Genomic DNA, 12,282 nt, shown 5'->3' on the forward strand with positions numbered 1-12,282 from the left:
CCAGCTCCCACAGTTTTGTGCTGTTTGTGCTACTCCGGCATCAACTGCTGCCGACACTCCAGCACCAGGCAGGCACCGCCGCGCAGGCTGGAACCCACCTCCAGCTTGAACCCGTGCAGGTTGATGATCGCCGCGACAATCGACAAGCCCAACCCGAACCCGCCTTGCTGGTCGCTTTCATCCACGCGATAAAAGCGCTGGAACACGGCGTCGCGTTCAGCCATTGGAATGCCTGGCCCTGAGTCGTGCACTTCGATGCGTGTGCTGCCGGCATCATTCACCGCGCGCAGAATCACTTCACCGCCCGCCGGGGAAAACTTGATCGAGTTGCTCAACAGGTTCGCCAGGGCTTCGAACAGCAGCGCGCGGTCACCGGTGATCCACGGCAGCGAGTCCGGCACGTCGAGCAACAGCTGCAATTCGCCTTCTTCCGCCAACGGCAGGTAGAAGTCATGCAGTTCGCGCAGCAGTGGCAGCGGGTCCATCACCAGGAAGCCCGAGCGACGTTGGTGGTCTTCCAGTTCTGAAATGCGCAGTAACCCGCGAAAACGCGCCATCAAGGTGTCAGTTTCAGCGATGGCATCGTCCAGCTTGACCGCGTGGGCCGAGTCTTCCTCGGCTTGCTGCTTGATGCGGTAAAGCTGCGCGCGCAAGCGGGTCAGCGGCGTACGCAGGTCGTGGGCGATGTTGTCGCACACGCCCTTGACCTCGTTCATCAGCTTCTCGATACGGTCGAGCATGGCGTTGACGATGGCCGCGAGCATGTCCAATTCGTCACGTCGGTTGGACAGCGGCAGGCGGTGCGTCAGGTCGCCGGCGACGATGGCTTCGGCGCTGGCCTGAATCCCGCGAATGCGCCGCAGCGGACGACGGCGCAACAAATGCCAGCCGGCAGCGCCCGGGATGATGGTCAGCGAAAGCGCCCACAGCAGCGCATGCCAGATGATCCGGGTCACGCCGAACAGCGAGCCGTTGGCGCGCACCAGCACCAGCCAACGACCGTCTTCGGTGTGGGTGGCGACGGCGTCGCAGCTGTCTTTGGGCAGTTTGGGGTCGTCGGAGTCGACGCAATTGACCAGCGCGTGAATTTTGCCGTCCAGCGGCAAGTCAGGCGGCACGGCGCGAATCGGGCCGCTCAATGGGCGAAACTGCTCATCGAACAGGCCGTAGGCGTCCACACCCTTCATGTCGAAGGTCATGCTGGTGGTCAGGGCTTCCACCAGTTCTTCGCCGTCAAACCGTTGGAACAGGTGCTGGCGCTGCATCAGGGAGTGGCGCGACAAGTCGCCCAGGTACCCGGACACTTCGTAATACAGCACCCCCATGAGGATGCAGCTCCAGGCCACGAACAGCGAACTGTAGAGCGCCAGCAAGCGGCTGCTGGAAGAGCGCCAACCCTTAGAGGGGTTCAGCAATGACATAGCCGGAACCTCGTACCGTGCGGATCAGCGGCGTCAGGCCCGGCGGGTCGATTTTCTTGCGCAGGCGGCCAATATGCACGTCGATGAGGTTGGTGCCCGGGTCGAAGTGGTAACCCCAGACTTCCTCGAAAATCATCATCCGCGAGAGAATCTGCCCGGTGTTGCGCATCAGGAATTCGAGCAATTTGTATTCGGTGGGCAGCAGGCTCAGCGGCTGTTCGGCGCGGCTGGCTTCGCGGCTGATGAGGTTGAGTTCCAGGTCCGCCACGCGCAGGGCGGTTTCGAACTCCTTGACCGTGCTTTTGCGCCGCAGCAGCACTTCAACGCGGGCAGCCATTTCGTCGGAAGCGAACGGCTTGGTCAGGTAATCATCACCGCCGGCGCGCAGGCCGCGGACCCGTTCGTCGACATCGGAGAGGGCGCTGATCATCAGGATCGGCGTCGACACCCCGATGGTGCGCAGGGTCGTGACGATGGCCAAGCCATCCAGCTCCGGCAGCATGCGGTCGAGGGTGATCAGATCGTAATCACCACTCACAGCGCGGACCAGGCCTTCACGGCCGTTGTCCACCCAATCTACGTCCAGTCCATGGCTGCTCAGCTCTGCGACGATCTCGCGGGCCGTTACGGCGTCATCCTCGATGGTCAAAATACGGGTCATAGGATTACCTGGTGAGCGATTCACACTAGAAGTGGGGGCATTTTGCCAAGAAATACCTGAACGCTTCCTAAATTAAACTTCATGTTGGCAAAACCGACACATTTTCTTCAGGAATGCAGAAAGCCCGCCTCGCACTGTCGTTTCTTGCAACTTGCACGGTCCTAGGAAGTTCAAGTTATTTAAGTTATTGAAATATAAGGATATTTATTTTTATCGCGACTGGCATGGTGCCTGCACTGTCCCTTTTGAGACTTGTAACACCATTTTTCCTGCCGGGAGCTAAACAACAATGATCACATCCTCATCCACACTGCAAGAGTCGAGCGCGCTCTCCGGGGTTTCCTGGGGGGCGATTTTCGCCGGCGCCGCTGCCGCGGCCGCACTGTCCCTTATCTTGGTATTGCTGGGCTTCGGCCTGGGCTTTTCGGCAGTGTCGCCGTGGGCCGACAGCGGTATCAGCGCCAAGGGCCTTGGCATTTCCACGATTGTCTGGCTGGCGTTTACGCAGATCGTCGCTTCCGGTTTAGGCGGTTATATCGCCGGCCGTCTGCGCGTCAAATGGGCCAATATGCATGGCGATGAGGTGTACTTCCGCGACACCGCCCACGGTTTCCTTGCGTGGGCCGTCGCCACGCTGATCACCGCAGTGCTGGTGGTCGGTTCGGTCAGCAGTGTCGTCAGCGGCGGAGTGAAAGCCGGTGCCAGCGTTGCATCGGGCGCCGCCAGTGGCCTGAGCCAAGCGGCCGGCGGTGCAGCCAAAGGCGCCAACAGCGGCGACTTCGACTACTACGTCGACAGCCTGTTTCGCGATGACCGCCCGGCCGCGGTCAGTGATGACGCCGTACACGGTGTGGTTGCACGCATCTTCACCCGCACGCTGAGCAATGACGGCCAGCTGGCCCCTGAAGACCGTACCTACCTGGCTCAACTGATCAGCCAGCGCACCAACCTCAGCCAGGCTGACGCTGAAGCGCGTATCGATAAAGTCTACGGCGACGCCCGTAAAGCCATCGAAGACGCCAAGCTCAAAGCCAAGCAAGCTGCCGATGCCGCTGCGAAAGTCGCTGCCTATGCCTCGCTGTGGACCTTCGTTTCCTTGCTGATCGGTGCCTTCTTCGCCAGCTTCGCAGCCACCTTTGGCGGTCGCCGTCGCGATGCCGTGGTGTATGTCGAAACCGAACACTTCGTCCGTTAATTTAGGGAGAACATCATGCGCTCATTACTTCTGTGGTTCCTCGGCGTGCCTATCCCGGTCATCATCCTGATCGCGATCTTCATGCACTAAACCCGGGCCTGTCTTGGCCCAGTGGGAGGGGGTTTGTTTCCGATAGCAAGGTGTCAGTCGCCAACCATGGCTGACCCACCGCTGTCGGCAGCAAGCCCCCTCCCACTTTTGGTTGTGCGCAATGCCAGCCAGCCGGCGACCAGCAACGCACTGGCGATTGAGGTCATGATCACCAACGGCTGCGAGGTGCCGTCCGAGAGCAGCCCTGTTGCCCAGCTGCCCAGCGCCGTCAGGAACATCTGGATAAAAAAGAACAACCCCGAGGCCGTCCCGGCGATCGCGCCGTAAGGTTGCAACACCGAGAGCTGACAGGCCGGAATCGCCATCCCCACCGACACCATGATCACCACCATCGGCAGCACAATGGCCAGCCACTGCTCCGGCAGGGCTGACGTGGCCGTCGCGAGCATCACAGTGCCCAGCACGTTCAAACCGATGGCGGCGCTGATCAACCGGTCCGCTTCAACACGCTGCACCAGGCGCCGGAACAGGTTGGCGCCGAGCATGTAGCCGCTGATGGTCGCGGCAAACACCAGCGCATAGGCTGTGGCAGACAGGTGGAAGCCGCGCTGCAGCAGTGCCGAGGATTCGCTGATAAACGGAAAATAGGTGCTGTATACGCAGCCGATCGCCAGGGCATAGCGCAGGAAATAACGGTCGCGCAGCAGTTGGCCGTAGACCCGCAGCAGGTTGCCGGGCGGGGCAGCGGCGACTTCCGGCGGCCGGGTTTCCGGCAGGCGGCGGTACACCACCAGGTACAGCGCGGCGCCGATCACCCCGAGCACCACGAACAACCCCCGCCAGTTGATCAGCGGCAACATCAGGCTGCCCAGCACCGGCGCGGCCATCGGCGACACCGCCATGGCCATGGAGATCAAACCCAGCAGGCGCGCCTGTTCATGGCGGTCGAAGTAGTCGCGCACGATCACCCGGCCGATCACGGTAGTGCAGCAGCCCCCCAGGGCCTGGAACAGACGCGCGATGATCAGCACATCAAGGCTCTCGGCCTGGGCACAGGTCAGGGTGGCGAGCACGTACAGGAACAAACCGCTGAGCAGCACCGGGCGGCGGCCGAAGCGATCGGTCAGCGGCCCGCTGATCAGCAGGGAAATCGCCGAGCCGAGGGTGTACAGCGTGAGGGTCAGTTGCAGCTGGCTGTCGCGGGCGTGGAAATAGTCCGCCATGGCGGGCAGGGCCGGCAGGTGCAGGTCCAGGGTCAGGCGCGGCAAGGCGATCAGCACGGTCAGCAAGACCAGCCAGAAACCGGTGGAGAGGGCGCGTTGAGTCATAAGGGTGTCTTCGCAAGGACTGAAGCCCGAACTCTAGCGGCTTTGTGGTTTAATCCTCTGGGCCACTTGTGCCTAAAAAGAGTGGACCACTTTTCACTGAGATAACGCATGAGCCGAGGAAAAGCCGCCACCGCCGTGGACCTGCCGCGCCCCGACAGCCTGGACGCGGCCAAGCAGCAGGGTGCTTATGAGGCCTTGCGCGGGGCGATCCTGAACCGGCAATTGCCGGCGGGCAGCCGATTGCCGTCTACCCGCAGCCTGGCCGAGCGCTGGCTGGTGTCGCGGGGCACGCTGGAAGCCGCCTTCGAGCGCTTGCACAGCGAAGGCTATGTGCAGCGGGTGGCGGGCTCCGGCACGCGGGTGTGCGCGGTGATCCCCGAGCAATTCATTGCGACCCCGGCGCCGCGTGAGACGCTGCGCCGCGAGGTGGTTGCCGACCTGCCGGACGCCGGCGTGCAAAGCCACGTGCCGTTCGTTGCACGGCGCCCGGACGCGAGCCTGTTCGACCTGAAGACCTGGGCGCGCTGCGTTTCCCGTGGCCTGCTGTCGGCGGGCCCCGGCGTGCTGGAGGCGGCCCACCCGGCCGGTTTGCCCGCGTTGCGCGAACAGATCGCCGACTACCTGCGCAGTTACCGCGGCATGCCGTGCGAGGCAGATGAAATAATTGTCACCACCGGCATTCGCCATGCCCTCGACCTGATCGCACGCACGCTGCTCAAACCCGGCGACACGGCGTGCGTCGAAGACCCCGGCTACAAACCCGCGCGGCGCCTGTTCAGCCTGGCAGGGGCGCACGTGCAAGCGATCCCGGTCACGGCCGAGGGCCTCGATACGGCGCAACTCCCGGATGCTGCGCGGCTGGCCTACGTGACGCCGGCGCACCAGGCGCCGTTGGGCATGACCCTCTCGGTGTCGCGACGCCTGGCCTTGCTGGACTGGGCCGCGCGCGCCGACGCCTGGGTGGTCGAAGATGATTACGACAGTGAATACAACTACAACAGCGCGCCCCTCGCGGCGCTTAAATCCCTGGATTCCGGCGACCGGGTGATCTACTGCGGCAGCTTCAACAAGAACCTGTTCCCCGGCTTGCGCGTGGGCTTCATGGTGGTGCCCAAGGCGCTGCGCCCGGCGCTGTTGCGAACCCTGCAAACGACGGGGCACTCGGTGGGCGCCACGGACCAGCTGGGCCTGGTGGAGTTCTTGGGCAGCGGGGCGTTTGTGCGCCACCTGCGCGCCTCGCGCCAGGCCTACCAGGCACGGCGCGACGCGTTGCTGGCGTGTCTTCCAGAAGGTTGCGCGGTCAGCGGGCAGCAGGCCGGGCTGCACTTCGTGCTCTGGCTGCCGGCAGGTGTCGAGGAAGGCGACTTCTGCACCCGCGCCGCCGCCGTCGGCCTGACGTTGCAGGCCCTGGGCAAGTTCTGCGTCGACGCCACGTTGCCGCCGGCGGTGATCATCGGCTACACCGCGTTGACCCTGGCGCAAATCCGTTATCACGGCCGAGTGCTCACGCAATTGTTAATGGCGGCTTAACGCGTGCTTGGCTAGACTCGCGCCCCATGAGCCGCCTTCTGCGTTTGATCCTGGTCCTGCTGTTAAGCCTCACGCTTCCCCTCACCGGGATGGCGGGTGTGCCGTCGAGCACCGAGCCTTGCCCGATGAAAATGTCGGACATGCCGATGATGACGGACATGACCCCGGACTGCTGCCAGGACGGCGTTGATCACGGCAAGGTCTGCAAGCCCGGGCAGGAATGCAAGACCGGCGGCCTGCTGCAACTGTCGATGCCGGTGCTCAAGGCACCGCTGACCCTGGCTCATCCTGTCGCGCTCAGCCTGTCCTCGGATTTCATCCCCGACCGCACGCCTTCCGGCGTGTGGCGCCCACCCCGTGCCTGATTCCTGTTGCACCTCAAGCTTCATCCCTTAGCCGGGATGGCCTTGCTGTGGGCCGCGTAAAGCGGCGTGCAGCGCAACAGATCAGGAATCTTGCACATGACTTCCCTCTACATGCGCGCCCTGGTGGTGGGCGTGCTGGTGTGGCCGGCGCTGGCCTCGGCGCTGACCCTGGATGACGCCTTGCGCCTGGCGCAAAACAACGCGCCGTCGCTGACGGCCGAGGCGGCCAAGCTGCAGGCCGCGACCCAGGCGGCGATCCCGGCTGGCGAATTGCCCGACCCGAAGCTGGTGGTCGGCTTGCAGAACTTCCCCATCGGCGGGCCCAATCGCGGCACGTTGTATGGCGATGACATGACCGAGCAAATGGTCGGCATCCAGCAACAGGTGCCCAGCCGCGATAAACGCAAGGCCCGGGTCGAGTTGGCCGAGGCGACGGTGGAACGCACGGCGGCGCAGGGCCGGATCGAACGCCTGAATGTGCGCCAGGCCACCGCCCAGGCGTGGATTCGCGCCTATGTGGTAGAGCGCAAAGAAGCCTTGTTCAAGGACTTCTACCAACAGAACCGCCTGCTGCAAGACAGCGTGCGTGCGCAGTTGGCAGGCGGTCGAGGCCAACCTGCCGATACGGTGATTCCCAAGCAGGAAGCCGCCGAATTGGCCGGGCGCGAAGATGAGCTGACGCAGCAACGCGCTCAGGCCCGTGCCGCCCTCAAGCGCTGGATCGGCCCGGCGGCCAGTGAAGCCCCCAGCGGCCAGTTGCCCAACTGGACGATCGACAGCCATGGTTTCAGCCACAACCTGCATCAGCACCCCGAGCTGCAAGCGTTCGTGCCGCGCACACGCGAGGCCGAGGCGCGTTTGCAGGAAGCCAAGGCGCAAAAGACCTCGGACTGGAGCTGGGAGGTGGACTACCAGCACCGCGGCCGAGAGTACGGCGATATGGTCAGCCTGCAATTGAGCTTTGACCTGCCGATATTCCCTGGCCGTCGGCAAAACCCCGGCATTGCCGCCAAGCAGGCCGAGCTGGACCAACTGGATGCGGAGCGCGAAGCCGCCACCCGTGAGCACACGCAGATGCTCGACGACGACCTGGCCGATTACCAACGCCTGGAGCGTGCGGTGCAGCGCAGCCAGGACAGCCTGGTGCCGCTGGCCGAAGAGAAAGTCGCCCTGAGCCTGGCCGGATATCGGGCCGGCAAGGGCGACTTGATGGCGGTGGTCAGTGCCCGCCGCGAGCTGGTCGAAGCGCGTTTCAAACAGATCGATGCCATCGAGCAGCGTGCCCTGGTCGGTGCGCAGCTGTATTTCGCCTACGGGGAACCCGCCAATGAATAATCGAATGATCGCCGCGGCGTTACTGCTGCTGGGGCTGGGCGCGGGCTACGGGTTGGCACAGTGGCGCCCGGCAGCCGCCGTCACCGCCAAGGATGAAAAACCTGCGCTGTACTGGTACGACCCGATGTACCCGCAGCAGAAGTTCGACAAACCCGGCAAGTCGCCTTTCATGGACATGCAATTGGTGCCGCGCTACGCCGAGGGCGCGGCGGCAGACACGCCGAGCGTGCAGATCGACCCACGCCAGACCCAGAACATCGGCGTGCGCCTGGCGCGGGTCAGCCGCGGGGTGTTGACCTCCACCCTGGAACTGTCGGGCATTCTGGCTTTTAACGATCGGGAGGTGGCAGTGGTGCAGGCGCGAGCGGCCGGGTTTGTCGAGCGGGTCTATGGCCGGGCAGCGGGGGATGTGCTCAAAGACGGCGCGCCGTTGGCCGACATCCTGGTGCCCGAATGGGCAGCGGCCCAGGAGGAGTTCCTGGCGCTGCGCCACAACGGCGACGCCGGTTTGATCGCTGCCGCCCGACAACGCTTGCGCCTGAGCGGCATGCCGGCCGGGCTGATCGCGCAGATGGAGCGCAGTGGCCGGGTGCAGTCGGTGTTGACCGTCACCAGCCCATTGGCGGGTGCCTTGCAAACCTTGGAGGTACGCGAAGGCATGACGGTGGCGGCGGGGCAGACCCTGGCGCGCATCAATGGGCTGGATCAGGTGTGGCTGCAGGTTGCCGTGCCCGAAGCCCAGGGCGCAGGTCTGGTGGTGGGGCAAACCGTGGAAAGCCGGTTTGTCGGGTTACCGGGCAAGACGCTCAAAGGCACGGTCAGCGCGATCTTGCCTGCCACGGCCATGGACAGTCGCACGGTGCAGGTGCGTGTCGAGTTGCCCAACCCCGACGGCAGCCTGCGACCCGGCATGACCGCCCAGGTGCGCCTGGCGCAAAACACCGCGCAGCCGGTGTTGCAGGTGCCGAGCGAAGCGTTGGTGCGCACCGGCAAGCGCGTGCTGGTGATGCTCGCCGAGGAGGGCGGGCGCTTCCGCCCGGTTGAAGTTGAAGTCGGCACTGAAAACCAGGACCAGACGGTCATTCGCAGTGGCTTGCAGGAAGGTCAGCAGGTGGTCGCGTCCGGTCAATTCCTGCTGGATTCGGAAGCCAGTTTGAGGGGCTTGGTAGCGCCAGAGTCCGGCGATCTTTCGAGTGACCCTTCCATGGGCGGCATGAGCCTGCAACCGGGAGCCCGGCCATGATCGCCTGGTTGATTCGCTGGTCGGTGGCCAACCGTTTCCTGGTGCTGCTCGCCACACTGTTCATCACCGCGTGGGGCGTGTGGGCGGTGCAGAACACGCCGGTGGATGCGCTGCCGGACCTTTCGGATGTGCAGGTGATCATCCGCACGCCGTACCCGGGCCAGGCGCCGCAGATCGTGGAAAACCAGGTCACCTACCCGATGACCACCACCATGCTCTCAGTGCCGGGCGCCAAGACCGTGCGGGGCTTTTCATTCTTCGGCGACAGCTATGTGTACGTGCTGTTCGACGAGGGCACGGACCTGTATTGGGCGCGCTCGCGGGTGCTGGAATACCTCAGTCAGTTGCAGGCGCGCTTGCCGGCCTCGGCCAAACCTTCGTTGGGGCCGGATGCCACCGGGGTTGGCTGGATCTATCAGTACGCGCTGGTGGACCGCAGCGGCCAGCACGACCTGGCGCAATTGCGCGGGCTGCAGGACTGGTTCCTCAAGTTCGAACTCAAGACCATCCCCAACGTGGCGGAAGTCGCCACCATCGGCGGCCAGGTCAAGCAGTACCAGGTGCAACTCGACCCGCTGGCCCTGGCCAGCCGCGGCATCACCCAGGCCCAGGTGACGGAGGCCATCGGCAAGGCCAACCAGGAAACCGGTGGCTCGGTGCTGAATATGGGCGAGTCCGAGTACATGGTGCGCGCCTCCGGATACCTGAAGACGCTGGATGACTTTCGTGCGATTCCCTTGCGTCTGGACACCAACAACGTGCCGGTGACCCTCGGCGATGTGGCGACCATTCAACTGGGCCCGGACCTGCGCCGGGGCATCAGCGAGCTGGACGGTGAAGGCGAAGCCGTGGGCGGCGTGGTGATCCTGCGCAGTGGCAAAAATGCGCGCGAGGCCATTGCGGCCGTCAAGACCAAGCTGGAGCAGTTGAAAAGCAGCCTGCCGCCCGGCGTAGAGATCGTCACCACCTACGACCGCAGCAAATTGATCGACCGTGCCGTCGATAACCTCAGCCACAAACTGTTGGAGGAGTTTCTGGTGGTGGCGCTGGTGTGCGGGATTTTCCTGTGGCACCTGCGCTCATCGTTGGTGGCAATCATCTCGCTGCCGGTGGGGGTGTTGATCGCATTCATCGTTATGCGCTTTCAGGGCATCAACGCCAACATTATGTCCTTGGGTGGCATCGCGATTGCCATTGGTGCGATGGTGGACGCGGCCGTGGTGATGATCGAAAACGCCCACAAGAAAATCGAGGCTTGGCATCACGCCCATCCGGGCAGGGAATTGAAAGGCGACGAGCACTGGAAGGTGATGACGGACGCGGCGGTGGAGGTTGGGCCTGCGCTGTTTTTCTGCCTGTTGATCATCACCTTGTCGTTTATTCCGGTGTTTACCTTGCAGGCCCAGGAAGGCCGGCTGTTTGGCCCGCTGGCCTACACCAAGACCTACGCCATGGCCGCCGCCGCCGGCTTGTCGGTGACGCTGATCCCGGTGCTGATGGGCTATTGGATTCGCGGGCGAATTCCCGATGAACACCGTAACCCGCTTAACCGCGGCCTGATCAAGCTGTATCAGCCGGCGCTTCAGGCGGTGTTGCGTTGGCCGCGCATGACCTTGCTGGTGGCGCTGTTGATGGTCGTCAGCGCGCTGTGGCCGATGGCGAAGCTGGGCGGCGAATTCCTGCCACCGCTGGATGAGGGCGACTTGCTGTACATGCCTTCAGCGTTGCCGGGTTTGTCGACGCAAACCGCCGGTGAACTGTTGCAACGCACCGACCGGTTGATCAAGACCGTGCCGGAAGTCGCGCATGTGTTCGGCAAGGCTGGCCGTGCCGAAACCGCCACCGACCCGGCGCCGCTGGAGATGTTTGAAACCACGATTGAGTTCAAGTCCCGGGACCAATGGCGCCCCGGCATGACGCCGGAGAAATTGGTGAAAGAACTCGACCGCGTGGTGCAGGTGCCCGGCCTGACCAATATCTGGATCCCACCGATCCGCAACCGCATCGACATGCTCGCCACCGGGGTCAAAAGCCCGATTGGCGTGAAGGTCGCCGGCACCAGCCTGATGCAGATCGATGCCGTGACCCAGGCCGTGGAAAAAGTCGCCAAGACGGTGCCCGGCGTGAGCTCGGCACTCGCCGAACGCTTGACCGGCGGGCGCTACATCGACGTGGATATCAACCGCACGGCGGCCGCGCAATACGGGCTGAACATTGCCGACGTGCAGGCCGTCGTGGCTGGCGCAATTGGTGGTGAAACCATCGGCGAAACCGTGGAAGGCCTGGCGCGTTTCCCGATCAGCCTGCGTTACCCGAAAGCATGGCGCGACTCGGTGGAAGCGCTGCGCAACCTGCCGGTCTACACGCCACAGGGCAGCCAGATCACCCTCGGCACGGTGGCGGCCATCAAGGTCAGTGAAGGCCCGCCAATGCTCAAGAGCGAAAACGCACGGCCTTCCGGTTGGGTGTACATCGACGTGCGTGACCGCGACCTGGCTTCGGTGGTGAAGGACCTGCGTGAGGCGATCAACCGGCAGGTGCACCTGCAGCCGGGCATGAGCCTCAGCTATTCGGGCCAGTTCGAGTTCCTGGAACGGGCCAATGAGCGCTTGAAACTGGTGGTGCCGGCGACGCTGCTGATCATCTTCGTGCTGCTGTACCTGACGTTTCGCCGGGTGGATGAGGCGCTGCTGATTCTGGCGACCTTGCCGTTCGCACTGACGGGAGGCGTGTGGTTGCTCTACTGGCTGGGCTTCAACCTGTCGGTGGCCACGGGCGTCGGGTTTATCGCGTTGGCCGGCGTGTCGGCGGAATTCGGCGTGATCATGCTGCTGTACCTGAAAAACGCCTGGGCCGAGCGCAACGACGGTGACGTGCTGGCCGCGATCACCGAAGGCGCGGTACTGCGTGTGCGCCCCAAAGCCATGACCGTCGCCGTCATCATTGCCGGCTTGCTCCCGATTCTGCTGGGCGGCGGCACGGGCAGCGAGGTCATGAGCCGTATTGCCGCGCCGATGATCGGCGGCATGCTCACCGCGCCGTTGTTATCGCTGTTTGTGATCCCGGCCGCCTACTGCCTGATGCGCCGCGCCAAAACCAAACACTGACCAAAAAAATGTGGGCGCTGGCAAACCACCGCCCCCACGGTGTTTT

Annotated in this window: 9 protein-coding genes; 6 read left to right on the top strand and 3 right to left on the bottom strand. The window is 63.8% G+C overall.

The annotated features are described in order from the left end of the window. Positions 1-29: 29 nt before the first annotated feature. Complete coding sequence (locus tag WBB95_RS20230; RefSeq protein ID WP_424489194.1) at positions 30-1,421, bottom strand: sensor histidine kinase; 1,392 nt, start codon at positions 1,419-1,421, stop codon at positions 30-32. Next, complete coding sequence (locus tag WBB95_RS20235; protein WP_003219726.1) at positions 1,399-2,082, bottom strand: response regulator transcription factor; 684 nt, start codon at positions 2,080-2,082, stop codon at positions 1,399-1,401. The genes WBB95_RS20230 and WBB95_RS20235 overlap by 23 nt, the downstream gene beginning before the upstream one ends. Positions 2,083-2,371: 289 nt before the next feature. On the opposite strand from WBB95_RS20235, the gene WBB95_RS20240 reads away from it, so the two are divergent. Further along, positions 2,372-3,277, top strand: coding sequence for a hypothetical protein (locus tag WBB95_RS20240; protein WP_424489195.1), 906 nt, complete (start codon positions 2,372-2,374; stop codon positions 3,275-3,277). Between the two features lie 143 nt (positions 3,278-3,420). Here WBB95_RS20240 and WBB95_RS20245 read toward each other — a convergent pair whose 3' ends face one another. Continuing rightward, positions 3,421-4,656 (bottom strand): multidrug effflux MFS transporter, encoded by a 1,236-nt coding sequence (locus tag WBB95_RS20245; RefSeq protein WP_424489196.1) that lies wholly within the window; start codon positions 4,654-4,656, stop codon positions 3,421-3,423. A gap of 108 nt (positions 4,657-4,764) precedes the next feature. On the opposite strand from WBB95_RS20245, the gene WBB95_RS20250 reads away from it, so the two are divergent. The 5 genes from WBB95_RS20250 to WBB95_RS20270 all read left to right on the top strand — a co-directional run bounded on the left by WBB95_RS20250 (position 4,765) and on the right by WBB95_RS20270 (position 12,236). Then, a complete protein-coding gene (locus WBB95_RS20250; RefSeq protein WP_424489197.1) occupies positions 4,765-6,186 on the top strand; it encodes a PLP-dependent aminotransferase family protein in 1,422 nt (473 codons plus the stop codon). 26 nt (positions 6,187-6,212) lie between these two features. Further along, complete coding sequence (locus WBB95_RS20255) at positions 6,213-6,551, top strand: hypothetical protein (RefSeq protein ID WP_424489198.1); 339 nt, start codon at positions 6,213-6,215, stop codon at positions 6,549-6,551. A 96-nt stretch (positions 6,552-6,647) separates the two neighbouring features. Further along, on the top strand, positions 6,648-7,886 hold the full coding sequence (locus WBB95_RS20260) for a TolC family protein (protein WP_424489199.1): 1,239 nt from the start codon (positions 6,648-6,650) through the stop codon (positions 7,884-7,886). Continuing rightward, entirely contained in the window at positions 7,879-9,129 is a 1,251-nt protein-coding gene (locus WBB95_RS20265) for an efflux RND transporter periplasmic adaptor subunit (protein ID WP_424489200.1), read from the top strand. The genes WBB95_RS20260 and WBB95_RS20265 overlap by 8 nt, the downstream gene beginning before the upstream one ends. Continuing rightward, positions 9,126-12,236, top strand: a complete 3,111-nt coding sequence (locus tag WBB95_RS20270) for an efflux RND transporter permease subunit (protein ID WP_424489201.1) — start codon at positions 9,126-9,128, stop codon at positions 12,234-12,236. The genes WBB95_RS20265 and WBB95_RS20270 overlap by 4 nt, the downstream gene beginning before the upstream one ends. Positions 12,237-12,282: the final 46 nt, after the last annotated feature.

This window comes from Pseudomonas sp. (genome assembly GCF_049645325.1).
In the GTDB taxonomy this organism is placed as follows: Bacteria; Pseudomonadota; Gammaproteobacteria; order Pseudomonadales; family Pseudomonadaceae; genus Aquipseudomonas.